The organism is Hypericibacter terrae (assembly GCF_008728855.1).
GTDB lineage: Bacteria > Pseudomonadota > Alphaproteobacteria > Dongiales > Dongiaceae > Hypericibacter > Hypericibacter terrae.
The window spans coordinates 1,047,995-1,072,550 of record NZ_CP042906.1; the positions used below are offsets into that span (position 1 = coordinate 1,047,995).

The 24,556-nt window shown below is 66.8% G+C and carries 25 protein-coding genes; 9 read left to right on the forward strand and 16 right to left on the reverse strand.

The window, feature by feature from the left end; all coding sequences use genetic code 11:
- Positions 1 to 79: 79 nt before the first annotated feature.
- From FRZ44_RS04910 to FRZ44_RS04940, 7 genes are all read right to left on the reverse strand, one after another.
- On the reverse strand, positions 80 to 646 hold the full coding sequence (locus FRZ44_RS04910) for a DinB family protein (protein ID WP_151176125.1): 567 nt from the start codon (positions 644 to 646) through the stop codon (positions 80 to 82).
- Entirely contained in the window at positions 643 to 1,929 is a 1,287-nt protein-coding gene (locus FRZ44_RS04915; RefSeq protein ID WP_151176126.1) for a molybdopterin molybdotransferase MoeA, read from the reverse strand. The genes FRZ44_RS04910 and FRZ44_RS04915 overlap by 4 nt, the downstream gene beginning before the upstream one ends.
- Complete coding sequence (gene mobB, locus FRZ44_RS04920) at positions 1,926 to 2,441, reverse strand: molybdopterin-guanine dinucleotide biosynthesis protein B (protein WP_151176127.1); 516 nt, start codon at positions 2,439 to 2,441, stop codon at positions 1,926 to 1,928. The genes FRZ44_RS04915 and mobB overlap by 4 nt, the downstream gene beginning before the upstream one ends.
- The gene (gene pgsA / locus FRZ44_RS04925; RefSeq protein WP_151176128.1) at positions 2,438 to 3,010 is read right to left on the reverse strand and encodes a CDP-diacylglycerol--glycerol-3-phosphate 3-phosphatidyltransferase; all 573 of its coding nucleotides are present in this window, start codon (positions 3,008 to 3,010) and stop codon (positions 2,438 to 2,440) included. The genes mobB and pgsA overlap by 4 nt, the downstream gene beginning before the upstream one ends.
- Positions 3,011 to 3,154: 144 nt before the next feature.
- Positions 3,155 to 5,236 carry an excinuclease ABC subunit UvrC gene (uvrC, locus tag FRZ44_RS04930; RefSeq protein WP_151176129.1) on the reverse strand — a complete coding sequence of 694 codons (2,082 nt, stop codon included), beginning with the start codon at positions 5,234 to 5,236 and terminating at the stop codon, positions 3,155 to 3,157.
- Between the two features lie 439 nt (positions 5,237 to 5,675).
- Positions 5,676 to 6,110, reverse strand: coding sequence for a dihydroneopterin aldolase (gene folB, locus FRZ44_RS04935; RefSeq protein ID WP_191908422.1), 435 nt, complete (start codon positions 6,108 to 6,110; stop codon positions 5,676 to 5,678).
- A 146-nt stretch (positions 6,111 to 6,256) separates the two neighbouring features.
- The gene (locus FRZ44_RS04940) at positions 6,257 to 7,036 is read right to left on the reverse strand and encodes an SDR family oxidoreductase (protein WP_151176130.1); all 780 of its coding nucleotides are present in this window, start codon (positions 7,034 to 7,036) and stop codon (positions 6,257 to 6,259) included.
- Positions 7,037 to 7,265: 229 nt separating this feature from the next.
- Here FRZ44_RS04940 and FRZ44_RS04945 point away from each other — a divergent pair, with 229 nt between their 5' ends.
- The 3 genes from FRZ44_RS04945 to FRZ44_RS04955 all read left to right on the forward strand — a co-directional run bounded on the left by FRZ44_RS04945 (position 7,266) and on the right by FRZ44_RS04955 (position 9,497).
- Positions 7,266 to 7,640, forward strand: a complete 375-nt coding sequence (locus FRZ44_RS04945) for a glycine zipper family protein (RefSeq protein WP_151176131.1) — start codon at positions 7,266 to 7,268, stop codon at positions 7,638 to 7,640.
- A 121-nt stretch (positions 7,641 to 7,761) separates the two neighbouring features.
- Positions 7,762 to 8,238, forward strand: a complete 477-nt coding sequence (locus FRZ44_RS04950; RefSeq protein ID WP_151176132.1) for a cupin domain-containing protein — start codon at positions 7,762 to 7,764, stop codon at positions 8,236 to 8,238.
- A 167-nt stretch (positions 8,239 to 8,405) separates the two neighbouring features.
- Positions 8,406 to 9,497 (forward strand): alkene reductase, encoded by a 1,092-nt coding sequence (locus FRZ44_RS04955; RefSeq protein WP_151176133.1) that lies wholly within the window; start codon positions 8,406 to 8,408, stop codon positions 9,495 to 9,497.
- Between the two features lie 13 nt (positions 9,498 to 9,510).
- Here the strand turns inward: FRZ44_RS04955 and FRZ44_RS04960 are convergent, their stop codons facing one another.
- The 7 genes from FRZ44_RS04960 to copM form a co-directional block, all read right to left on the reverse strand.
- Entirely contained in the window at positions 9,511 to 10,098 is a 588-nt protein-coding gene (locus tag FRZ44_RS04960) for an NAD(P)H oxidoreductase (RefSeq protein WP_151176134.1), read from the reverse strand.
- A gap of 25 nt (positions 10,099 to 10,123) precedes the next feature.
- The gene (locus FRZ44_RS27605; protein ID WP_407658082.1) at positions 10,124 to 10,195 is read right to left on the reverse strand and encodes a hypothetical protein; all 72 of its coding nucleotides are present in this window, start codon (positions 10,193 to 10,195) and stop codon (positions 10,124 to 10,126) included.
- 51 nt (positions 10,196 to 10,246) lie between these two features.
- Positions 10,247 to 10,651 carry an MAPEG family protein gene (locus FRZ44_RS04970; protein ID WP_151176135.1) on the reverse strand — a complete coding sequence of 135 codons (405 nt, stop codon included), beginning with the start codon at positions 10,649 to 10,651 and terminating at the stop codon, positions 10,247 to 10,249.
- A 147-nt stretch (positions 10,652 to 10,798) separates the two neighbouring features.
- Positions 10,799 to 13,063 carry an excinuclease ABC subunit UvrB gene (gene uvrB, locus FRZ44_RS04975; protein WP_151176136.1) on the reverse strand — a complete coding sequence of 755 codons (2,265 nt, stop codon included), beginning with the start codon at positions 13,061 to 13,063 and terminating at the stop codon, positions 10,799 to 10,801.
- 226 nt (positions 13,064 to 13,289) lie between these two features.
- Entirely contained in the window at positions 13,290 to 13,535 is a 246-nt protein-coding gene (locus tag FRZ44_RS04980) for a hypothetical protein (RefSeq protein ID WP_151176137.1), read from the reverse strand.
- A gap of 404 nt (positions 13,536 to 13,939) precedes the next feature.
- Positions 13,940 to 14,455 carry a c-type cytochrome gene (locus tag FRZ44_RS04985; protein ID WP_151176138.1) on the reverse strand — a complete coding sequence of 172 codons (516 nt, stop codon included), beginning with the start codon at positions 14,453 to 14,455 and terminating at the stop codon, positions 13,940 to 13,942.
- A 231-nt stretch (positions 14,456 to 14,686) separates the two neighbouring features.
- The gene (copM, locus tag FRZ44_RS04990) at positions 14,687 to 15,406 is read right to left on the reverse strand and encodes a CopM family metallochaperone (protein WP_151176139.1); all 720 of its coding nucleotides are present in this window, start codon (positions 15,404 to 15,406) and stop codon (positions 14,687 to 14,689) included.
- 266 nt (positions 15,407 to 15,672) lie between these two features.
- Between copM and FRZ44_RS04995 the strand changes: the two genes are divergently transcribed.
- On the forward strand, positions 15,673 to 16,875 hold the full coding sequence (locus tag FRZ44_RS04995; protein WP_151176140.1) for a pyridoxal phosphate-dependent aminotransferase: 1,203 nt from the start codon (positions 15,673 to 15,675) through the stop codon (positions 16,873 to 16,875).
- 59 nt (positions 16,876 to 16,934) lie between these two features.
- Here the strand turns inward: FRZ44_RS04995 and FRZ44_RS05000 are convergent, their stop codons facing one another.
- Positions 16,935 to 17,789, reverse strand: a complete 855-nt coding sequence (locus FRZ44_RS05000) for a MurR/RpiR family transcriptional regulator (protein WP_151176141.1) — start codon at positions 17,787 to 17,789, stop codon at positions 16,935 to 16,937.
- Entirely contained in the window at positions 17,786 to 19,219 is a 1,434-nt protein-coding gene (locus FRZ44_RS05005) for an amidase (RefSeq protein WP_151176142.1), read from the reverse strand. Before FRZ44_RS05005 ends, FRZ44_RS05000 begins: the two co-directional genes overlap by 4 nt.
- 139 nt (positions 19,220 to 19,358) lie before the next feature.
- Between FRZ44_RS05005 and FRZ44_RS05010 the strand changes: the two genes are divergently transcribed.
- The 5 genes from FRZ44_RS05010 to FRZ44_RS05030 all read left to right on the forward strand — a co-directional run bounded on the left by FRZ44_RS05010 (position 19,359) and on the right by FRZ44_RS05030 (position 24,556).
- Positions 19,359 to 20,921, forward strand: coding sequence for an ABC transporter substrate-binding protein (locus tag FRZ44_RS05010; protein ID WP_151176143.1), 1,563 nt, complete (start codon positions 19,359 to 19,361; stop codon positions 20,919 to 20,921).
- An 80-nt stretch (positions 20,922 to 21,001) separates the two neighbouring features.
- Positions 21,002 to 21,964 carry an ABC transporter permease gene (locus tag FRZ44_RS05015; RefSeq protein WP_151176144.1) on the forward strand — a complete coding sequence of 321 codons (963 nt, stop codon included), beginning with the start codon at positions 21,002 to 21,004 and terminating at the stop codon, positions 21,962 to 21,964.
- Complete coding sequence (locus tag FRZ44_RS05020; RefSeq protein ID WP_225308550.1) at positions 21,961 to 22,821, forward strand: ABC transporter permease; 861 nt, start codon at positions 21,961 to 21,963, stop codon at positions 22,819 to 22,821. The genes FRZ44_RS05015 and FRZ44_RS05020 overlap by 4 nt, the downstream gene beginning before the upstream one ends.
- Entirely contained in the window at positions 22,818 to 23,801 is a 984-nt protein-coding gene (locus FRZ44_RS05025; RefSeq protein ID WP_151176145.1) for an ABC transporter ATP-binding protein, read from the forward strand. Before FRZ44_RS05020 ends, FRZ44_RS05025 begins: the two co-directional genes overlap by 4 nt.
- Positions 23,798 to 24,556: an ABC transporter ATP-binding protein gene (locus tag FRZ44_RS05030; protein WP_151176146.1), complete on the forward strand. Its 759-nt coding sequence runs from the start codon at positions 23,798 to 23,800 to the stop codon at positions 24,554 to 24,556. Before FRZ44_RS05025 ends, FRZ44_RS05030 begins: the two co-directional genes overlap by 4 nt.

Sequence of the window (24,556 nt, forward strand, 5' to 3'; positions counted from 1 at the left end):
CGAGGCCGAGGGTGTTTCGCAACCCCTGCGATGTGGCGAGTTTGTGGCTCAGCCCGCTGCAACGGGCCGCATGGCCTGCTCAGGGGCGCTTTTCGGGCTTCGAGAAATCGCCGCCGGCGCCCTCGATCATGCTGACGCCGGTCTCGCGCTGGTAGATCAGGAGATCGAGCGACGGCGCTTCGCCGGCGATTTCGGTGACCAGCGTGTGGGCCTGGCCGCGATGATGAGTCTGGTGATTGAAGAAATGAAGCAGCAGCGGTGCCAGTTCCTGCTCGAGTTCGGCCGGGCTGCGGGTGGAGCGGTAGCGGATCGTGGCGCCGAGTGCCGTGTCCGTCAAACCGCCCATATAGAGAATGATCCGACGGTCAAGCGTCTCCCGGGCCTGGCGCAGATCGGCGAGATCGTGATGGACGATGACATCGAGCCCGGCCGGCGCCTCGCCCTCGCCGGTGAAGCGCCGCATCCAGATGAGATCGCCGACCAGAAGGTGATTGAAGGTGCCGTGCAGAGAGCCGAAGAAGGCGCCGCGATCGGCACGGTAATCGCGATCGGGAATCGTCGAGGCCGCGCCAAAGAGCCGCCGGTTGGCCCATTGATTGTAGGCGGCCATCATGGTGAAGAGCGGCTTGACCGGAGAGATCGTCATCGCAGATCGCTGAAGGGGAGGAAATCGATCAGGTCGCCCGGCGCCACCGCGGTCACTTCCTCGGCGATCTCGACCAGCCCCGTGGCCGTCGTCATCGAGGTGAGGATACCGGAGCCTTCGCGCTCGAAGCGCTGCACCGCTTGTTTTCCGGTCGCATCGGTCTCGATCCAGCCGCGCAGGAATTCGCGCCGGTCGCGCTTCTTGCGCAGGGAGAAGGCGGCGGGCAGGCGGTAGCGCACCGGCTCCAGATCCGTGGCCCCCATCAGCCCCAGGATCAAGGGCCGCGCGATCCGCAGATAAGTGACCATGGCGGCCACCGGATTCCCCGGCAGGCCGACGAAGGGGACCGCGCGTCCGCCCGCATCGATCTGGCCCAGGGCCACGGGCCGGCCGGGCTTGATTGCCAGGCGCCAGAAATGCAGCCGCCCCATTGTGGCGATCGCCGCCTTGATGTGATCTTCCTCGCCGGTCGAGACGCCGCCCGAGGTCAGCAGCAGATCGTGATCGCGTGCCGCGACCTGCAGCGCGAGCCGCACCGCGTCGGGCCGGTCCGGCAGGATGCCGAGATCGCTGACCGAAGCACCGCTCTGGCGCAGCAGGGCGCCGAGGATATAGCGGTTGGAATCGTGGATCGTGCCGCTGCTCAGCGGCTGTCCCGGCTCCGCCAATTCGTCGCCGGTCGAGAACAGCGCCACCCGCAGCCGGGTCCGCAAGGCGAGCCGGGCCTGTCCCGCGGCCGCGGCGAGGCCGATCTCCTGGGGACGCAACCGGGTCCCGGCTTCGAGAATCTTGCGGCCGGCGGTGACGTCCTCGCCGCGCCGGCGCCGGTTCTGGCCGCGCTTGAGACCGGCACCAATCACGACGCTGTCGCCCTCGACCCGGCACTCCTCCTGCATCGCCACCGTGTCGGGGCCGGACGTCCCGTCCGGGCCCGTCGGCATGGCGGCTCCCGTGAAGATGCGCACGGCGGTGCCGCGCGGCTGAGGATGGCTCAAGGGATGGCCGGCGGCGGCACGACCCGCGATCGGCAGGCGCGTCTCGCCGGGGGGACCGAGGTCTTCCGCATAGACCGCATAGCCATCCACGGCGGCATTGTCATGGCCGGGCACGTCGAATCCGGCGATGACATCGGCCGCCAGAATCCGGTCCTGCGCCGCTTCGAGCGGCAGCGTCTCGGTACCGACGACGCAGTGGACGCGCTGGCGCAGCAGCGCCAGGGCCGTCTCGAGCGGCATCAGCGGCTCGCTGTTGGAAAAGCAATCGCGATCGAGCGACGGGGTCATCCGGCCGGTCGGCGCGCCGTCAGCCCGCAATAATCCAGGATGAAATCTGCGATCATCCGGGTGTCGTTCAGCGCCAGCACCGGCAGCGTCACCTCCGGCAGGGGGCCGTCGCTGGCGACCGCGACGATATGCGCATCCTCGGGATGGAGCAGGGGCTTGCCATTAGCCCGGCGATAGACCTCGAGCTTGGGATGGGACTCGCGCTTGAAGCCCTCGATCAGCAGCAGATCGACCGGCGTCATCTGCCGCATCAGCTCGGCCGCGCTCGGTTCCGGCCCGCCGCGATTCTCATGCATCAGGGCCCAGCGATTGATCGAGGACACCACGACTTCCGTCGCTCCTGCCGAGCGATGGACATAGGAGTCCTTGCCGGGCTGGTCGATATCGAAGTTGTGATGGGCATGCTTCATGGTCGAAACCGTGAGGCCGCGCCCGATCAGCTCGGGCAGCAGGCGCATCATCAAGGTGGTCTTGCCGCTGCCGCTCCAGCCGGCGAGGCCCATCACTTTCATCGCGAGCCCTCGCCCTCGCTCTGCATATGGCGCAGGCCCGTGACCAGGTAATCATAGCCGGTGACGAGCGTCAGCAGGGCCGCGACCCAGAACCCGATCTCGCCGATGAGGCGGATCGGCAGGGCGGCGGGGCCGGCATCGCCGAGGATCAGGAATCCCAGCGCCACCATCTGCACCGTGGTCTTCCACTTGGCCAGCATCGAGACCGGCACGCCGACCCGCAGCTCGGCCAGGAATTCGCGCAGGCCCGAGACCAGGATCTCGCGGCACAGGATCACCACGCCGGCGAGCACGGTCCAGCCCGAGATATAGCCCAGCGCCGTCATCACCACGATGGCGGCGGCCACCAGCAGCTTGTCGGCGATCGGGTCGAGGAAGCGGCCCAGCGCCGAGGTCTGGCTCCAGCTGCGCGCCAGATGGCCGTCGAAATAGTCGGTGATGCAGGCGACCGCATAGACCGCGCAGGCAGCCCAGCGCCAGACATCGCCCGGGAGATAGAGCAGCGCCACCAGGAGCGGGATGGCGACGATCCGCGAGAGTGTCAGAAGGTTGGGCAGGCTGGTGATCATGACGTTGAATCGACAAATTTATGACGGGAATTCCGAATCGCCCCGGCGGGGTCGGCGGGCGGGGGGAGTTTAGGGGCTGGCACCGGTTTTGTCATGGCCGCCCCGGCGCAGCCCTGAACCCTCCTGCGCGCGTCCCGGAACGCCTTATTGGCCGTGGAAATGGTCGTAAATCTTCTTGGCGACCGCTTCATTGATGCCGGCGACCTGGGTCAGGTCGGTCAGGCCAGCGCGCGCCACCGCCTGCGCCGATCCGAAATGCAGCAGGAGCGCCTTCTTGCGCTTGGCGCCGATGCCGGCGACCTCGTCCAGCAGCGAATGGCCGATCTGCTTCGACCGCTTGGCGCGATGGGTGCCGATGGCGAAGCGATGGGCCTCGTCGCGCAGACGCTGCAGGAAATAGAGCACCGGATCCTTGGGCTCGAGGCTGAAGGGCGGCTTGCCCGGCATGAAGAACCGCTCGCGGCCGGCATCGCGGTCGGGACCTTTGGCAATCGCGACAATCGCCACGTCGTCGATGCCGAGCTCGGCAAAGACCGCGAGCGCCGAATTGAGCTGCCCCTGGCCGCCATCGAGCATGACCAGGTCGGGCCAGGTCCCGCGCTCGCGCTCCGGATCTTCCCTCAGCGCCCGGGCGAAGCGGCGCTCCATCACCTCGCGCATCATGGCGTAATCGTCGCCGCCCGTGGGCGCCGGCAGCGCCGCCACCGCCTCGGCCGGCGTCGGCTCGCTCTCGAGCTGGAAGGCTGGCGAAGGTTCATGCAGCGTCGCGGGCGCGGCGGGCTCGGTCGAGGGCTTGGGCCGGTCCCTGCCGCCCTTCGGCCCGACGATCGCGAATTTGCGGTAGGCGTTTTTCATGAGGCCTTCGGGTCCGGCCACGATCATGGCGCCGTATGCATGGCGGCCCTGGATATGGCTGTTGTCATAGACCTCGATGCGGTTCGGCGGCGCATCCAGGCCCAGCGCCTGGGCGACCCCGTCCAGCAGCTGGCGCTGGCTCGCATTCTCGGCCATGCGCCGGGCCAGGGCCTCGCGCGCATTGGCGAGCGCATGGTCGATCACGCGCCGCTTCGAGCCGCGCTGGGGCACCAGCAGCTCGACTTTGCGGCCGGCCGACACGGTCAGCGCCTCCGCGAGCAGCTCTTCCTCGGCGGGCTTGTCGCTGAGCAGGATCAGCCGCGGCGGCGTCTTGTTCTCGTAGAACAGGCCGATGAAGGCCGCCAGCACCTCCTCGAGCGCCGTCTCGCGGTCATGCGACGGGTAATAGGCGCGGTTGCCATAGTTCGAGCCGGCGCGGAAGAAGAACACCTGAATGCAGGTCTGGCCGCCCGCCTGATGCGCGGCGATGACGTCGGCCTCGTCGATATCCTCGACATTGATGTCCTGGTGCGCCTGCACCTGGGCCAGCGCGCGGATACGGTCGCGCAGCTTGGCGGCGGTCTCGAAATCGAGCGCCTCGCTGGCGCCCTGCATGGCCAGGGCCAGGCGCTGCTGCACGGCGCGGCTCTGGCCGGACAGGAAATCATGGGCTTCCGCCACCAGCTCCGCATAGTCGGCCTGGTTGATCCGGCCGACGCAGGGCGCCGAGCAGCGCTTGATCTGGTAGAGCAGGCAGGGCCGGGTCCGCGCGCTATAGACGCTGTCGGAGCAGGAGCGCAGCAGGAAGGCCCGCTGCAGCGCGGTCAAAGTGCGGTTGACCGCGCCTGCCGAGGCGAAGGGTCCGAAATACTCGCCCGGCCGCGAGCGTGCGCCCCGATGCTTGGTAATCTGCGGCGCCGGATGATCGGCTGTCACAAGGATGTAAGGAAAGCTTTTGTCGTCGCGAAGCTGGACGTTGTAGCGGGGCCGCATCCGCTTCACGAGATTGCTCTCGAGCAGCAGCGCTTCCACCTCGGTGTGCGTCACCACCACTTCGAGGCTCTGTGTCTCGGCCACCATGCGCTTGAGGCGCATCGGCAGGCGGTCGGTCTGGGTGTAGGAGGTGACGCGACGCTTCAGGTTGCGCGCTTTGCCGACATAGAGCGCGTCGCCGGCGGCGTTCAGCATCCGGTAGACGCCGGGCGAGGAGGGCAGGGTCTTGAGATGGGCTTCGAGCAGCGCGACGCCTTCGGCGAGGCTGGGCGCTCGCGCGCGTCTGGGCGTCGGCGCAGCGGGATCGGCGGCTTCGCGCGCCAACGGGTTGCGTCCCGTTGCGGGGTCCGGCGTGTCGTCCGGGCGGTCAGGCTTCATGGCGCCTGTCTCGGTCGGCGAGGTCCTCTGGCGAAGGAATCGCGCGGGAATCCTGGGGCGCTCTCAGATATCCACGGAATCGGTGCATAACGCTGTTGATAATGGGGGCCGGCTTAGGGTTCGAGCCAGCGAATCCGTCCCTTTCACGTCATTGCCTATAAAATAGGCATAAATCGTAACTGGTTGAAATCAAGCTACAAAAATAAATATTTGCATGAACTCTTGATGAAGGCCCGGCTCGGCCGCAGGCGCGGTTGCAAGCCCAATTTGCGCTCCCGCCCGCTGTGCACAACTCGGACCCCCGGAACCCCTGTCAAGCCTTTAACCAATAGTTCCGGCATTTCAAGGGGTTCAGCAGGGGCCTCGCATCCCGGAGTATGCAGATCCAAATATCCTGCGGGTTGTATTGGCGCTGCAGGTTAACGACCGGCGCCGCCGCTCAATGGCCCGGTCTGCGGCGCTCCACCTCGATCCCGACGCTCAAGGCTTCGGGAAAAACATCGAGTTTTTCGATCCGCACTTTGGCATTCAGCACGCGGCGATCGGCAAAGCACATGTCGGCGATCCGCTCGCACAGCGTCTCGACCAGATTCACATGGCCGTTGCCGACCACATGACGGATTCCTGTCATCAATTCGCCATAACAGACCGTGTTCTCCAGCTCGTCATTGATCGGCCCATCAGCTTCCACCTCGAGCTCGAGATTGAGGCGGATCCGCTGGTTGGCGACCCGTTCATGTTGATGAACGCCGATCCGCGCCGACAGCACCAGGTCGCGGATGAAGAGGCGCATGGGAACGGGTTCGGACCGGCGCGCCGGGAACGCGCTCACCACCTTCTTCGTCGTCGCGCTCTTGGGCTTGGTGATGGCCATGGCGTTCGCCTTGTCTGTCAGAGAGATCGTCAATCGAAGAAGGTGCGCCAAGTCTCAAACCGGGCGCCGGGTCCTGTCAAAGTTGGGGAGCCGGCAGGGTCTCGGAAAGCCCCATGCCCGACGCTCGGAAACTGTAGCGCCGCCGCTCATTCTTGCGCAACAAAGCCGCGCGACGGCACGGCCCAGCCCAGATGCTCGCCGCCGTCCAGCGCGATCATCTGGCCGGTCATCGCCGGCGCCGCCAGGATGAAGCGGAGCGCCTCGCAGATTTCCTGAGGCGTGGTGCCGCGCCCCAGCGGCATGGCGGCGCATTGGCGCTCGAACTGCTCGGCGCTCTGGCGCGGGCTCGGCAAGGTCGGGCCCGGCCCGATGCCATTGACGCGAATCCGCGGTGCCAGGGCCAGCGCCAGGGTCCGCGTCAAGGTCCAGAGTCCCATCTTGCCGACCGTGTAGGAGAGGAAATAGGGCGTCGGCTTCCACACCCGCTGGTCCAGCATGTTGACGATGTTGCCCGGAACGCCCGCCGGGAGCTGGCGCGCGAAGGCCTGGCAGAGCACCAGCGGCGCCCGCAGATTGGTCTCGATATGCGCGTCCCAGGATTCGCGCGTGGCCGTGTCGATCTTGTCCATCTCGAACAGCGAGGCGTTGTTGACCAGGAGCGAGAGCGGGCCCAGGGCCTTGGTCGCGCGTGGCAGCAGGCTCTCGACCTCGGCCTCGCGCTGCAGGTCGGCATGGAGCGCCACCGCGCGCCCGCCGCCGCGCTCGATCGTCTGCACCAGCGCCTCGGCCTCGGCCTGAGAGCTGTTGTAATGGATGGCCACGGCCCAGCCCTGCTGCACCAGGTCCTCGGCAATGGCGCGGCCGATGCGCTTGGCGGCGCCGGTTACGAGCGCAACACGAACGGGCGTGGGGGCGGATTTCGTCATGGCCGGGAGAATGACCCGGGTCCCCGCCGGTGGCAACCCTGCAAACCCCTGATGGGACCGCGAGATTCGGGCCTGCCCCGCGACAAAACGATCATGGTATAAATCCTTCAGGGAGTGAGACGGTCGGGACGGGAGGCGACGGACGCGCCGCCGTCATGCCGAACGTCGGCGGGCCTCGATGTTCCGCGCCCTCGGGCCGCGGGAAAATTCTGCAGGAGGGTTTGGACGCATGCGACGCGTGGCTTCACTGGCGCTAATCCTCATCCTTGCCGGCTGTGCCCAGTCCTACCAGCCGGTGGTGGATACCAAGGGTGTCGACAACGCCAAATATCAGCAGGATCTTTCGGAGTGCCGGCAATATGCCGAGCAGGTCAGTCCCGCGGGCGAAGCGGCGACGACGGGTTTGCTCGGGGCGGCGGGCGGTGCCGCGCTGGGAGCCATCGTCGGCGCCTTCTCCGGCGGTGCCGGAACGGGTGCGGCCATCGGTGCCGCGACGGGCGGTGCGGTGGGCGCCGGTGCCGGCGGCGTCAGCGGCGTCAGCGAGCAGAAGCGCATCATCAACAACTGCCTGCGCGGGCGCGGCTACAACGTCTTGAACAGCTGACGTTCCGCCGGCGGTTTTGCTTGGGTCCGGCGAAACAATCCCTCGCTTGCCTTGGCCCCGGGCGCCGGCCCACGATGTCGAGCTTGCCGGATATCTTGCGCGCATCGAGAAGGAGCCGCCCATGACCGAGACGCCCGCCAGGACCTGGCGCACCGACGGCGTGCAGGTCATCCCCGGTTCCTCGCTCGATCCGAACACCGCGCAGACGCCGGGCATGTCGCGCGCGACCGCGATCAATTTCGCGCGGGCCGGCGCGCAGAAGATCTGGGCCGGTACCGTCACCATCGCGCCCAACGCCAAGACCGGCGCACATCATCACGGCGCCCTCGAGAGCGTGATCTATGTGGTGCGCGGCCGTGCCCGCATGCGCTGGGGCGAGAAGCTGGAGTTCGTGGCGGAGGCGGGACCCGGCGATTTCATCTTCATCCCGCCCTATGTGCCGCATCAGGAAATCAACGCCGATCCCGGCGAGCCGCTCGAATGCGTGCTCGTGCGCAGCGACCAGGAACCGGTGGTGGTCAATCTCGACATCGAACCGGTCGAGCGCCCGGAGTCCGTCGCCTGGATCGATCCGATCCACCGCCATCCGCATAAGTGAGCTCGGCAGCGATTGTCGGGCGATCTCGTCCCTTACCCCACGCACATATCTGATGCCCTCCGTGAAAGCGGGGTTACTTCCGCGGTGCTTGAGAAAATCTCGTGGCGCCCCAAATGGGCGGAAAGCGCTACAAAGAGAGGCCGCGCCGCATCCCAGAGACCGTGACGATGGATCTTTTCACGCCGATCACGATCGGCCCCTTGCGTCTGCCGAACCGCATCGTCATGGCGCCGATGACGCGCAACCGCGCGAGCGACGATCAGGTGCCGACGCCGGCCATGGCCACCTACTACGCGCAACGGGCCAGCGGCGGCCTGATCGTGACCGAGGCCAGCCAGATTTCGCACCACGCCGTCGGCTATCCCCGCACACCGGGCATCCATAACGAGGCCCAGATCGACGGCTGGCGCCGCGTCACCGACGCCGTCCATGCGGCGGGGGGCCGGATCTTTCTGCAGCTCTGGCACGCGGGCCGCGCGTCGCACCCGTCGTTGCTGCCGGAGCGGGCCCTGCCGGTGGCGCCCTCCGCCATTCCGGCCAATGGCAAAGCCTTCACGGCCGATGGGTTCCTGCCCTTCCCGACGCCCCGAGCGCTCGAGGCGGGCGAGATCGCCGAGATCGTCGCCGACTTCAATGCGGCGGCCTGGCGTGCCTGCATGGCCGGTTTCGACGGGGTCGAGATCCATGCCGGCAATGGCTATCTCATCGATCAGTTCCTGCGCGACGGGTCGAACCGGCGGACGGATCGATATGGCGGCAGCGTCGCCAATCGCGTCCGCTTTCTGCGGGAGGTCACGGAGGCCGTCATCGGCGGCTGGAGCGCGGAGCGCGTCGGCGTGCGGCTGTCGCCGACGCAGAGCTTCAACGATATGAGCGATTCCGATCCGGCCACCACCTTCGCCCATGCGGCGCGCGAACTGTCGCCGCTCGGGCTCGCCTATCTTCACGTCGTGGAAGCCGTGACCGGCAGCGAGGCGGGGCAGGCCCCGCTCATTGCGCCGCTGCTGCGGCGCGCCTTCCAAGGGCCGCTGATCCTGAACGGGGGATACACCCACGCGCTGGCCCAGGCGGCGATCGCGTCCGGCGAGGCCGATCTGATCTCGTTCGGGGCGGCCTTCCTCGCCAATCCGGATCTTCCCGAGCGGCTGCGCCGCCAGGCGCCGCTCAACCCGGCGGACCGCAAGACCTTCTATGGCGGCGACGAGCGCGGCTATACCGACTATTCCACCCTGTCGGATCCGACGGCCGCCGGGCGCTGAAGCCGCTCGGAAATCACGAGGGCTCGACCGTCTCGCGGGCGAAGTCGCGACCCAGCGCCCGCGCGCGCAGCAGCAGTTCCGCGCGCATCGCATCGGACTCCTTCGAATTTATCAGCAGCTCCAGCCGGCCGTTCCGGACCTTGCAATAGTCCAGCACGCCCTGGACCAGCTGGATCTCCATGGCGCCGCGATAGCCGCGGGGTCCGTCATAGTTCTTGGCCGTGCCCGCGGCGACGCCGATGAGCAATCCCTGCTCCAGCCGGAGCTGGCTCTGGCTATAGGCCCAGCCGCGATTCCAGACGCGGTCGATCCACCCCTTCAGCATCGCCGGGACCGACCACCACCAGACGGGGAACACCATGGCGATGGCGTCGTGGCGTTCGACCCGGGCCTGTTCCGCCAGGACCGCATCGGAAAAGCGCTTGGGCTGATACCAATCGGGCTCGTCGGGCGGGAAGACCAGAGGATCGAAGCCCTCGGCATAGAGATCGGCCAGCTCGCCGCCATGGCCGCTCTCCGCCAGTCCCGCGCGGAATTCATGCGCGACGCCGGCCGTGAAGGAATCGGAGCGCGGATGGCAGAGAACGGTCAGCACTTGCATCGAGACTTCCCCCAGGCGTGGTGATTTATTTCTTCTCGTCCTTCGAATCGAAGGGGAGGGAAGCCGAGTTGATGCAGTCGCGCAAGCCCGTTGGCACCGGGCCGTCGGGGAAGATGTGGCCCAGATGCGCCGCGCAGCGGGTTCCTCGTCAAGACAGGACGGCGAGCCGGCAGATCACGCCGATCAGCGCGCCCGCCAGCAAGGCGATCCAGGCTGCCGCGGCGAGCACGAAGCCGGGTCCGCGTTTCGCGGGATCGCGAAAATAGCTGACCATGTAAAAGACACGGCCGGCGATCCAGACCGCGCCCAGGGCCGCCGCCCAGAGCGGCGAGACATTGATCGCGAACAGCCAGAGCGAGGCCAGGAACGGCACGATCTGCTCGAGCGTGTTGGCCTGAATCCGCTGGGCCCGCTTGAACTCCTCGGGTCCGTCTGTAGAAGGCGCGACGACGCGATGCTTGCCTCGCATCCGTCCGGCCAGCACGAAACTCGCGAGATAGACGGCCAGCGCGGCGATCGTCGCCAAGGCGGGCCAGGCATAGAGGTCAGCCATCGGGGTGGGGTGCTCGGGGGTGCGGGATTGCCAGGGACGGATGATGGGCCGGCGGGAGGATTCGGGTCACGAGGGGCTGAGCAGCCCCCTTCCTAACCTTCCCCCGTTCCGGGGGAAGGGACATATCTCTGATCTCACGTCTCCAATTCATCCCCGCTTGCTGCGGCCCCTGAAGCCGCCACCGCGCTTCGGCCGTCCGGCCTTGGCCGCCCCCGCCGGACGGTCCCAGGGCGTGAGGGCGGGCTCGGCGGCCTTGGAAATGCGGGGCGGACGGGGCCCGACCTGCGGAGGCTGGCCCGCGCGGCCGCCGATCGAACGGCCGCCCGAACCCGGCGATCCGGCCGGGATCTCCAGCTCCATGGCCTCGAGCCGGCGGATCTCGTCGCGCAGCCGGGCTGCTTCCTCGAATTCGAGATCGGCTGCGGCGGTGCGCATGCGCTTCTCGAGATCGGCGACCGTCGCCTGGAGATTGTGGCCGATATGATGCAAGGCGCCCTTGTCGCCGGTCGTGACCGTGACATGGTCGCGCTCATAGACGCTCTCGAGGATGTCGCCGATCGATTTCTTGATCGATTCCGGCGTGATCCCGTGGGCGGCATTCCAAGCGGTCTGCTTGTCGCGCCGCCGCTGGGTCTCGCCCAGCGCCGCCTGCATCGATTTGGTCATCACGTCGGCATAGAGGATGACGCGGCCGTCGACGTTGCGCGCCGCACGGCCAATGGTCTGGATCAGCGAGGTCTGCGAGCGCAGATAGCCTTCCTTGTCGGCGTCGAGAATGGCGACCAGCGCGCATTCGGGGATGTCGAGCCCCTCGCGCAGCAGGTTGATGCCGATCAGCACGTCGAAGGCGCCCAGCCGCAGATCGCGGATGATCTCGATGCGCTCCAGCGTCTCGACGTCGGAATGGATGTAGCGCACCCGCACGCCGGCCTCGTGCATATATTCGGTCAGGTCCTCGGCCATGCGCTTGGTGAGCGTCGTGATCAGCACGCGCTGGCCCTTGGCCGCCGCCGCCTTGCATTCGGCGATCACGTCGTCGACCTGGGTCTCGGTCGGGCGGATGAGGCAGGGCGGATCGATCAGGCCGGTCGGGCGGATCACCTGCTCGGCGAAGACGCCATGGGTGCGCTCCATCTCCCAGGGGCCCGGCGTGGCCGAGACATAGACCGACTGCGGCCGCATCTCGTCCCACTCCTCGAATTTGAGCGGGCGGTTGTCGATGCAGGAGGGCAGGCGGAAGCCGAACTCCGAGAGCGTGTTCTTGCGCTGAAAGTCGCCGCGATACATGCCGCCCACCTGCGGCACGGTCACATGGCTCTCATCCACGATCAGCAGCGCGTCGGCGGGGATATATTCGAACAAAGTCGGCGGCGGCTCGCCCGGCCGGCGGCCGGTGAGATAGCGGGAATAGTTCTCGATGCCCGCGCAGGAGCCCGTCGCCGCCATCATCTCGATGTCGAACTGCGTGCGCTGCTCCAGCCGCTGGGCCTCCAGCAGCTTGCCGGCCTTGTTGAAATCCTCGAGCCGCAGCTTGAGGTCCACCTTGATCTGCTCGATCGCCTGGTTCAGCGTCGGTTTGGGCGTGACGTAATGGCTGTTGGCGTAGATCTTGATCTCGTTGAGCGCGGCGATGCGCTCGCCCGTCAGCGGGTCGAACTCGACGATGCTCTCGACCTCGTCGCCGAACAGCGACAGCCGCCAGGCGCGGTCTTCCAGATGGGCCGGGAAGATCTCGATCGAATCGCCGCGCACCCGGAACGAGCCGCGCTGGAAGGCGGCATCGTTGCGCTTGTACTGGATCTCGACCAGGCGGCGCAGCAGCTCGTGGCGTTCGCGCGTGTCGCCCTTATGGATCGTGATGGTCATGGTCGAGTAGGTCTCGGGCGAACCGATGCCGTAGATACAGGAGACCGACGCCACGATGATCACGTCGCGGCGCTCGAACAGCGAGCGCGTCGCCGAATGGCGCATGCGGTCGATCTGCTCGTTGATCGAGCTTTCCTTCTCGATATAGGTGTCGGTCCGCGGGACATAGGCCTCGGGCTGGTAGTAGTCGTAATAGGAGACGAAATATTCGACCGCGTTCTCGGGGAAGAAGCTCTTCATCTCGCCATAGAGCTGGGCGGCGAGGGTCTTGTTGGGAGCGAGCACCAGGGTCGGGCGCTGCAGCCGCTGGATCACATGCGCCATGGTGTAGGTCTTGCCGGAGCCGGTGACGCCCAGCAGCACCTGGTCGCGCTCGCCTTTGACCAGCCCCTCGGTGAGCTGCTCGATGGCCTGGGGCTGGTCGCCCGCCGGTTCGAAGGGGGAGACCAGCTTGAAGGGCGTGCCCTCGCCCGCGGTCGGGCGTTCGAGCACGATCGGGTCGGATCCCCAGGGGGCCCCTTTGACGGAATTCGGCTTTGTCGACATGGCCCCAGATATAGCGAGCCGCTCCGACCCTGGGTAGGGGTGGGGCCCGCGACCCAGCCATGTTCCTGGCCAGGCGGCGGGCGGGCTCCGCCGGCGGGCAAAATAAACCCGGCGATTCCACGGGAAAGGCCGGGCAAAAAGAAACCCGGCCCCTGATGAAGGAGGCCGGGAGGGCGGATGGGACCGCTCTAAGGGGAACCGACTGTCATGAACGGGTCGGGCCCTGTCACCGGCCCGGCTCATTCGGGTGTTGCGACCAAGCCGGAACCGAGGGTCCCAGCTGGGCCACGCTGACGAGACCCGGCGGCGGTTTCAGGCCGAGAGACTCGGCCACACGCGGAACCGACAGCACGAGCAGCGCCAACAACATGGCGCCCGACATCAGACCGACCCGGATGCTGGCGATCAGCTTGCGGCCCTTGCCGCCCGGGATCGACCCGTTGTCCTGCGCAAACCTGGCATTACCGCGCATCCTGCACCCCCTAATCCTTCGGCATTCTCCGTCGCGACCCCCTTGGTCGCTCGGACAATGCAGATATGGTCAGTCGCTGTGGCGAGACACGCCCCCTCCTGGGGCGTTTCCGTGATTCTTTGCGGCGGAAATGTGGCGCCCATCCTGCCATGCGTTGGATCCGTCGCCCGCCGTCACCTCGCCCAGCCGTTCCGCTGGAGTCTCATAATTGCGGCCAATGCTGTTTCGGCCGCGTTAAGGGCCGTGGTTAACGCGCGGGATTTTTTCCTGGGCATTGCAACCGATGCATTTGCCGCGAATGCAGGACGACCCTCCGGCGTCGTGGGCTCCGCCAAAAGAAAACCCCGCTCTCTCGACCGCAGGCGAGAGCGGGGCTGGCTGCATCTGCGAAGACGGCGCGGCCGTTATTTCGGGACCGCCACCGTGAAGTAGGGCGCCGTGGGCGTCTGGCCGGGGCCGAAGGGTCCCGGCACCTTATGCGAGAAGGCCGGCAGGCTCTTGATGAAGGCCGCCAGCGCCTTGGCGTCCGCATCGGTGAGCGCGCCATAGGAGTGCCAGGGCATGACCGGTGCCAGCTCGCGGCCATCGGGCCGCACACCGGTGCGAACGGCCGCGACGATCTCCGCCGCGCTCCAATTGCCGAGACCGGTTTCCTTGTCCGAGGTCAGATTGGGCGGATAGAAAATCCCCATTCCCGGGATCTCGAAGCCGATATCCGAGCCGCCCAGCGCATGGGCCATGTCGGGCTGACCGGTCATCGCGCCCGGCGTATGGCAGCCGCCGCAATCCATGATGGTCGCCAGATAGCGGCCGCGTTCGTTCGTGCCTTCGGCCAGGGCCGGTGCGGCGCCGAAGCCGGCCAGGGTCACGATCAGCGCGCCGAAGACGGCGCCACGAGCCAGAGACGGTGTCTTGGTCATAGTCGGGCTTCTCCCCTCGGACGGATGCGGATCGCGAGATGGATCGCGCCGCGGACGCGCCTTCTACGGGAAGGAACCTGGTCCTGTCGAGGGGCTGCGAGAAAATTTCGTCGGGTCTCCGCCATCAGGGGGAGACCCGACGCCACGCCGCTGAAGTCTTCGCAACAATGCGCGAAACAGATGAAACGATCGGCGCCCTTGCGGACGCAATCGCCTCGGCTTTCGATGGCGCTATTGCGACGCCGGATGTTTGGCAAGCCAGTCCTTCATCATGTCCAGCTCCTTCTGCTGGGCCGACACGATGTCCTGGGCAAGCTGCTTGATCTGCGGATCCTTGCCGTATTGCAGCACGGCCTGCGCCATCGCCACGGCGCCCTCATGATGGGCGATCATGTGAGCGACGAAATCGCGATCGGCGTCTCCGCTATAGGGCTGGTTCATCGCCTGATGCATCTGCATCTCGGCTTGCCACAACGCCTGGGATCCGTGCGCGCCATCGCCGTTCATCATGCCGCCATTCATCATCCCGCCATTCATCATCCCGGGCCCCGCGTTGTAACTCTGCCTGCCCATCATGCCGCCATACATCATGCCGGGGCCCATGCCGTAGCCGGGTCCGTTCATCATGCCGGGACCGCTGCCATAGGCGCAGCCCATCATGTTGCAGCCCATCATGCCCGGTCCCATCATCATTCCCGGTCCCCAGCCTTGACGCATCATCGGCATCCCGCCGCCGCTCGTCATCTGCTGCATCATGCCGAACATCTGCTGGCGAAGGCCCTGCATCTGCTGCTGCAGGTCCTGAATCTGCTGCTGGGTCTGGTCCTGTTCCGCCGCCGCGGCTCCCGAGGGCGCCGTCACGGCCAGGCCGAGAACCAAAATGACGACCGCGCCGCAGAGCCTGTGGGTTAGTCGCCGGACGGCGCCTGAATTGATTGGATAATCGGTCATGTCGGTCTCCTTGTTGGGGCCGCCCGCCCGCGTGCCCGGGATAACGGCGCTCAGCCTAAGGGTTCCCGCGAGGGAAGGTTCAAGGGCCGAGTGCGGGGCAAGGCGTCGCGGTGACAATTTTGACAGCCGCCCAAAAGGGTTACAGTCTTGCGCCAGGGAAGGGCCGCTACTATCTTCGCGCCGCCTGCGGGCGGACCGTTTTGGCCAGTATGAGCCCGGCAGTCGCCGCCCGATTTTCCCTTCATCTTCGAGCCCAGGAATTCGCCATGGCCTTCCTCGCCGACCGTCTCGATCTGATCAAGCCGTCCCCCACCATCGCCGTCACCATGAAGGCGCGCGAGCTCAAGGCGGCCGGCCGCGACGTGATCGGGCTGGGCGCCGGCGAACCGGACTTCGACACGCCCGACAACATCAAGGCAGCGGCGGTCGAAGCGATCCGCCGCGGCGACACGAAATACACCAACGTCGACGGCACCAACGATCTGAAGAAGGCGATCTGCGCCAAGTTCGAGCGCGAGAACGGCCTCGGCTACAAGATCGACGAGATCACGGTGGCGTCGGGCGGCAAGCAGATCATCTACAACGCGATGGTCGCGACGCTGAACCCGGGCGACGAGGTGGTGATCCCGGCGCCCTACTGGGTATCCTATCCGGATATCGTGCTGCTTTGCGAGGGCAAGCCGGTGTTCGTGCCTTGCAGCCAGGAAAGCGGCTTCAAGCTGAACGCGCGCGATCTCGACCGCGCCATCACGCCGAAGACCAAATGGATCATCCTCAACAGCCCGTCGAACCCGACCGGCGCCGCCTATACGCGCGACGAGCTGAAGGCGCTGACCGACGTGCTGGTCAAGCATCCGCATGTCTGGATCCTGACCGACGACATGTATGAGCATCTGGTCTACGACAATTTCGTCTTTACCACGCCGGCGCAGATCGAGCCGCGCCTGAAGGACCGCACGGTCACGATGAACGGCGTGAGCAAGGCCTATTGCATGACCGGCTGGCGCATCGGCTATGCGGCGGCGCCCGTGGCGCTGATCAAGGCGATCGCGAAGGTGCAGTCGCAGAGCACCTCCAATCCCTGCTCGATCAGCCAGGCGGCCTCGGTGGAGGCCCTGAGCGGCCCCCAGGATTTCATCGCCAAGCATAACGCCGTCTTCAAGCAGCGTCGCGACATGGTGGTGGACATGCTGAACCAGGCGAAGGGCATCAAGTGCCACAAGCCGGAAGGCGCCTTCTATGTCTATCCGTCCTGCGCCGGGACGATCGGCAAGCACACGCCGGAGGGCAAGGTCATCGCCAGCGACGACGATTTCGTCGCCTACATCCTCGAGGCCGAGGGCGTGGCGGCGGTGCAGGGCTCGGCCTTCGGCCTGTCGCCCTTCTTCCGCATCTCCTACGCGACCTCGACCGAGGCGCTGAAGGATGCCTGCACGCGCATCCAGCGCGCCTGCGCGAAGCTGAGCTGAGAATCGGCCTTCCGCCGCGATCTTCCGGTCGTTCGGAGATCGCGGCAGACGAGCTCCCTTCAATCCTGGAACGCCTCGAAGCGGTCCTGGAGCTCGCGCATCGCCCGGATGCGCTCCGCCACCTTGTCGCCGAGCCGCGCGATCAGATCGTCGAACAGCAGATTGACGAGGCTGAGAAACGGCGCCTGTGAGTCCCAGAACAGATGCGAATCGGTGCTGACCGAGAGAACCTCCTCGGTGTAGTCGCGCGCCCAGTGGCAGTGATTGTCGCAGATGATGATGACCGGGATCCCGGCGTCGACGGCGCTGCGCGCCAGCTGGTGGCTGAGCCTGGTATAGCGGCGCATTTCGAACAGGACGAGGCAGGGCGCGGAAGCCTGGCCGGCCAGCAATTCGGCGAAGGTGCCGTTGCCGCGGTCGAGCAGGCGCACATTGGGGCGCACATAGTCGAGGCGCGCCGCGAAGTCGGAAGCGATTCCGGCGATCGTCTGGAAGCCGGCGACATAGACGTCCGACCGCTTGGCCAGGATCTCGATGCTCCGTTTCCAGGCGCGGGTGGCGCGCAGCTCATAGACGCCGATCGTCGCCTGCATCTCGAGCTCGAAATTGTCCCACAGCTTGCTGTCGCGGCTCGATTGCTTGCGGATCCGGTCGACGCGGTCGGAGATGAGCAGCGGCGTGGTGTCGAGCTCGTTGCGCATCTTGTCCTTGAGATCGCTGAGCCCCCGATAGCCCAGCGCCCGAAGGAAGCGGCTGACCGTCATCTGGCTGACGCCGACGCTTTCGGCGATCGATGCCGCCGTCTCGAAGGGCAGGCTGCTCATGTTGGTGAGCATATAGCTCGCCACGGCCTTCTCCGCCTTCGAAAGCCCCGAGAATTCCTTTCGCAGCCGGTTGGTCAGGCCCGCTTTCATGAAGGCACCTCGGGCACGCGGTGGAACCAGGGCTTCGCGGTTTCGAGTTGTCCCGCGAGGCGGAACAATGTCGCTTCGTCGCCGAAGGGCGCGCTGAACATGATGCCCACCGGCAGGTTCTGCGCGGTCCAATGCAGCGGGACCGACATGCTCGGCTGTCCCGAGATATTGAAGAGCTGCGTGAAGGGCATGAAGTCGCGCAGAGCGCGGCTGTAAGCGTCGAGGTCGGGATTGTCGGTGCGCAGGGTCCCGAGCCGGATCGGCGGCTGCGCCAAGGTCGGGCTCATCACGATATCGAACCGGTCGTGGAAATCGGCCATGCGCCGGCCCTGCAGGTGAATGGTCGCCAGCGCCTCGGGATAGTCCTCGACCTTGAGCGTCCGGGCAAATTCGACCGCGCCCCAGGTGACCGGGTCGACATCGCTCGGGACGAGCTCGCGCCCGAGAGAGCGGGCGCGCGCCTGCAGCGAGCGGGACACGTTGCTGGCGACCAGCACCCACAACGCGCGACCGAGCTCCTCGCTGTCGCCGGGCGGCCGGGCCTCTTCGACGCGATGGCCCAGCGATTCCAGCAGCCGCGCCGCCTCTTCGGCCGCCTGGATGCATTCCGCGGCGACGGCGACGCCCGAGAGCGGCTCGTGCTGGAAGGCGATCCTGAGGCTGCCGACCGGCGCGCCGACATCGGCGAGAAAGGGATGATCGCGGTAGGGTGCGCAATAGGGATCCCCCGGCGCCGGGCCCTGCGTGGCGTCGAGTGCCGCCGCGCTGTCGCGCACCGAGCGCGAGACCACATGGCTGACCGACAGGCTGCCCCAGCCCTCGCCGGCGAGGGGCCCGGCCGGGGTCCGGGCGCGCGTGGGTTTCATGCCGAACAGGCCGCAACAGGAGGCCGGAATGCGGATCGAGCCGCCGCCATCGCTGGCATGGGCCACGGGGACGATGCCGGCGGCGACCGCCGCGGTGGCGCCGCCCGACGAGCCGCCGGCCGTGCGCGACAGATCCCAGGGATTGCGCGTGGCGCCGCCGAAGCTGCCTTCGGTCGAGGGCGCCAGCGCCATCTCCGGCGTGGCGGTCTTGCCGAAAATGACGAAGCCCGCCTGCTTGTAACGCGCCACCAGCGTGGAATCGGCCTTGGCGCGCATGCCGGCGAAGAAGCGCGAGCCTTGCGTCGTCACGGTCCCCGCCAGCTGCGCGCCGACATCCTTGAGCAGGAAGGGAACGCCGGAGAAGGGTCCGTCCGGCAGCGGACGGTCCAACGCCTCGCGGCCATGGTCATAAAGCTTCTGCGACAAAGCGTTGATCGACGGATTGACCCGCTCCGCCCATTCGATCGCCATCTCGAGCAGTTCTCGCGGCGAGATCGCACGCTTGCGCAGCAAGGCCGCCAGACCAAGGCCGTCATGGTCGCGATAGTCCGGAAACCGGTTCACGATGCCCCCATAAGGTGTACTGTTTTGAAAGTACCATAACTTGACTTCATGGGATATTCATAACAGCATCCGTGCCGCGTTCAGTTCCCGGGAACATAACTCGGGACGTGGAGGAGGAAGCAGGCATGAGGAGGACCCAATGAGTTTCGGAAAGAGAATTGGCGGCATCGCGTTCGCCCTGGCGATCAGCGTTGCCGGGAGCGCCGGACTGGCGGCGTCGGCCCTGGCCGCCGACGCGACCATCGTCTGGGGAAAACCCGCCGAGATCACCGGGTTCGATGTCCATGTCGCGGGCACCGTCGCGTCCTGGGAAATGTATCAGATGGTCTATGAGACGCTGCTGACCACGGACGAAAACCTGAAGCTGCAGCCGGGCCTGGCGGAGAGCTGGCAGCAGACCTCGCCCACGACCTATGTCTTCAAGCTCCGCGCCAACGCCAAATTCTCCAACGGGCGCCCCGTCACGGCCGACGACGTCATCGGCAACCTGGAGCGCATCAAGAATCCCGAGACCGCCTCCTATTGGTCGGCGCAGCTCGGCAATATCGCGAAGATGGAGGCGCCCGACGACCATACCGTGACGATCGAGCTGGAATCGCCCCATCCGGCCCTGCTCGCGGCACTCGCCCACATCACCGCCGCCATCATCCCGATCAAGGAGCTCAAGGACGGCAGCTTCGATCCGACCAAGGATCTGCTGGGCTCGGGCCCCTTCATGGTGTCCGAGCATAAGCAGGACGAAAGCTGGACCTTCGTCAGGAACCCCAACTATTGGCAGTCGGGCGAGCCGGTCGCGGATCGTCTCGAGGTGCCGATCATCCCCGATGAATCGGCGCGCATGGCCGCCTTGCGCGACGGGCGGATCGACTTCACCACCTTCGAGAATCCGGATGCGGTGCAGATGCTGGGCAAGGACGCCAACATCAAGGTGATCTCGCAGCAGACCACGAACTATTACCGCGTCGACGTGAACGCGCTGAGCGAGAAATCGCCCTTCCACGACAAGCGCATCCGGCAGGCGATGAACCTGGCGCTCGATCGCGACGCGATCAACAATCTGGTCTTCGGCGGCACGACGCGGGTGGATTATCCGGTGCCGGCCGCTTTCGGCAAGGATGCCTGTCATGCCGATCCGGTCTATGCCCTCTCGCGCGACGAGCGGGTGAAGAAGGCCCAGGCCCTGCTCAAGGAAGCGGGCAAGGAGCATCCCACGGTGCGGCTGATGGCGACCTCGGCCAATCCGGTGCTGGGACGGATCGCGCAGGTGATGCAGCAGAGCCTTCAGGAGGCGGGCTTCACCGTCGCTATCGAGCAGCCGCCGACAGCCGAATATCTGCAGAAGGTCTTCACCGACGGCGATTTCGACATGGCTCTTTCCTGGCTTGCCGGCTACACCGATCCCACCATGGTGATCGCCTGGTGGAATCCGAAGTTCGCGGTGTGGAACCAGGTCTTCCAGGAGGAAGTGCCCGCGCTCAGCGCGGCGCTGGACGAGGTCAAGACCATGGAGGACGGGCCCGCCCGCGACGGGAAGCTGAAGGAGATCTGCAGTCTGATCGACGACAGCTCGAACCTTCTCGCGCTTGTGAGCAAGACCGACTACATCGCCTATCGTTCCGACAAGATCGAGTTGAAGGTGCCGGCGCATTCCGGCTCCTCCAACACCTTCCAATACATCGCGGCCTTCAAGTCGCTCGACTGAAGCCAAGGTGACTCCGGGGACGGGCAGGCGATCGAGCCCCCGCCCGTCCCCGGACCCTTCAGGACTCCCGGGACCCGCGGATGCGCCTTCTCGTCTATTTCGCCCCGAAGCTCGCGCTGGCGCTCGTCACCATGCTGGGCGTCTCGGTGCTGGTCTTCCTGGCGCTGCGGTTCCTGCCGGGCGGTTACGCCGACATTCTCCTCGGGCCCTTTGCGACACCTGACGCGCGCAAGGTGATCGCGGAGCGTTACGGCCTCGATCAGCCGATGATCGTGCAATATGGGCGCTGGCTCCTGGCGATGTCGCAGGGCGACTTCGGCGTGTCGATGGTGACGCGCCGCTCGGTCATCGCCGAGTTCCTCCGCCGGGCACCGGTCACGCTGGAGCTGGCCTCGCTGTCGCTGGGGCTGGTGCTCCTCGTGGGCGTGCCGTTGGGCGTTGCGGCCGGCGCCGCCGCGTCGGACAGGCCGCAGGGCGGCCTGGCACGGCTGGTCGGCGCTCTCGGCGCCAGCGTGCCGGATTTCGTCCTCGGCAGCGCCCTGATCTTCGTCTTCTCGGTTTGGTCGCTGTGGCTGCGCGTCGGCGGCTATGTGCCCTTCTTCGACGATCCGGTAACCAACATGCGGGTGATGATCCTGCCGACGGTCACGCTGTCGGTCTTCGGCATCGCCCTGGTGCTGCGCACCACGCGCGACGCGGTGCTGCGGGTCATGACCGAGGGCTATATCACCGCCGCGGTCGCGCGCGGCGAGAATCCCCGCAACATCATCCGCCTGCATGTGCTGCGCAACGCCGCCATTCCTGTGGTGACCGTCGTCACCACCTATTTCGGCTTCCTGCTGGGCGGCGCCGTCGTGGTCGAAGTCCTCTTCTCCATCCCCGGTGTCGGCCTCTACGCCTTCAACGGCCTCCTCAATCGCGACTATGCCATCGTGCAGACAGGCGTGCTGCTGGCCGCCGCCGTCTTCATCGCGATCAACATGCTGGCCGACCTGCTCTATGCCATCATCGACCCGCGCATCGGTTCGGGGAGCGGCCGGTGAGCGTCTGGCGGGACAGCCCCCGGCTTCTGGCGCGGCTCTGGCGGCGGGACAAGCTTTCCTTCTTCGGCGTCGTCCTGCTGGTGGTCCTGGTCCTGCTGGGCTTGTTCGGCGCCTATCTGCCGCTGGGCGATCCGACAAAGATCGGTACCGGGCCTCGCCTGTTCGCACCCTCCTGGCATCTGCCCTTCGGGACCGACGAGCTCGGCCGCTCCTTCCTGCCGCGTGTCGTGCAGGGCATTCGCTCGACCTTCCTCATTTCGGCGATCGCGGTCGTCATCACCGCCGTGATTGGCACGCTGCTGGGGATGCTGTCGGGCTACTTCCGCGGCGCGTCCGACCAGTTGATCGCGCGGGGCGCCGACATCCTGTTTGCCTTCCCGGCGCTGCTGCTGGGCCTTCTCATCGCCGCGGTCATGGGCCCGGGCGAGATTTCCGTGGTCGCCGTGATCTCGGTCGCGACCCTGCCGCTCTTCATCCGGGTGGTCCGCTCGGTCACGCTCGGCGTGGCGGGGCGCGGTTTCGTCACCTCGGCGGAAGTCGCGGGCGCCTCCTCCTGGCGGGTCATGTTCGTCCATATCCTGCCCAACATCATGGGCGCGGTGGTGGTGCAGCTCAGCTATGCCCTCTCGATCGGGATGATCATCGAGAGCGCGCTGAGCTTCCTCGGACTGGGCGTGCAACCGCCCGACGCCTCGCTGGGCTCGCTCCTGCGCCAGGGCAGCGCCTATCTGACGATCGCGCCCTGGCTGGTATTGTCCTCGGGCGCGGTCCTGTCGGCCGCCATCATGTCGGTCAATCTCGTCGGCGACGCCGTGCGCGACGCGCTGGAGCCGCTCAAGGGCCGGTCGCTCACATGAGCAGCCTGGTCGAAGCCCGGGATCTGGTGATCGGCTACGAGACGCCGCAGGGCCGCGTTCGTGCTCTGGACGAAGCCCGGCTGGAGATCCTGCCGGGCGAAACCCTGGCCATCGTCGGCGAAAGCGGTTCCGGCAAGACGACGCTCGGCATGGCCGCGGGCAAATTGCTGCCCGCCGAGGCGATCTGCGAAAGCGGCCGTCTCCTGGTCGATGGCTGCGCCGTGTTCGAGGCCGGCGCCGACGAGTTGCGGGCCCTGCGGCGCGACCGGCTCGGCTTCGTGTTCCAGAACCCCATGAATGCGCTCGATCCGACCATGCGCACCGGCCGGCAGGTCGCGCGCGCCATGGGCGGTCAGCCGGGCCGGACCGCCATCTCGGCGCTTCTGGCGCGCGCCGAGCTCCCGGACCCCGAGCGCGTCATGGACAGCTTCCCGCATGAGCTTTCGGGCGGCATGGCGCAGCGCGTGGTGATCGCCATGGCGATCGCGCGGGGGCCCAGGCTGCTGATCGCGGACGAGCCGACCGCTTCGCTCGACGCCTCGATCCGGGACCGCGTGATGGCGACCTTGCGGCGGCTGCGCGACGAAACCAAGGCCAGCCTCGTGATCCTGTCGCACGATCTGCGGATGGTGGCCCGCCATGCCGATCGCATCGCGGTCATGTATGGCGGGCGCATCGTCGAGACCGGCGAGAGCCGGCGCGTGCTGGCGCAGCCGGCTCATCCCTACACCCGCGCGCTGATGGCGGCGGCCGCCGGCAACGAGCGTCCCGGCCAGAGGCTGGAACCGATCCCCGGCTCGCCGCCCGTTCTGATCGGCCGCTGCGACAAATGCGCTTACGAGCCCCGCTGCGGCTTTGCGCAACGCCAATGCGCGGAAGTCCGGCCGGAGGAACGCGAGGTAGGAGGGCGCCGGGTGGTCTGTCACTTCGCCGAGCGCGTGCTCGAGAACTTGCCGCGGACATCGGGAGCGGCGCCATGACGATGGATCCGGTGGTCCAGTTGAAGGATATCGTCGTGACTTATGCGGCCGGGCCGTTCAAGGGCGGCACCGGCTTCGATGCGGTCCGAAAGGTGAGCCTCGACATCGGCGCCGGCGAGACCGTCGGGCTGGTCGGCGAATCGGGCTCCGGCAAGACGACCCTGGGCCGGGTCTGTCTGGGGCTTCTGAAGCCGACGCGCGGCGCGATGCTGTTCGGCGGCGAGCCCTTCGGATCGCTGCGCGAGCGGCGCGGGCAGCTCTCGGTGGTGCTGCAGCAGCCGGAATGGGCCTTGAACCCGCGGATCCGCTGCGGCCGCTCGATCGAGGAGCCGCTGCTGGTGCTGGGCCGGCCCGCCAGCGACCGCCGCGACCGGGTGAAGGCGATCCTCGACAGCGTCGGATTGGACTCCAGCTTCGCGGAGCGCTATCCCGGTCAGCTCTCCGGCGGCCAGCGCCAACGGGTCGCGATTGCGCGGGCCCTGATCACCGAGCCGCGCTTCATCCTGTTCGACGAGGCGGTCAGCGCCCTCGACGTCTCGGTGCAGGCCCAGGTGCTCAATCTCATCCTCGACCTGCAGCAGCGGCACGGGTTCGGCGCGCTCTTCATCTCCCACGACCTCGCCGCGACCCGTTATGTCTGCCGTCGCATCGCGGTCATGTACAAGGGCGAGCTGGTCGAGGTGGCGCCGTCGGAGCGCTTCTACGGAACGCCCGAACATCCCTACAGCCGCAACCTTTTGAGCGCGGTCGCATGA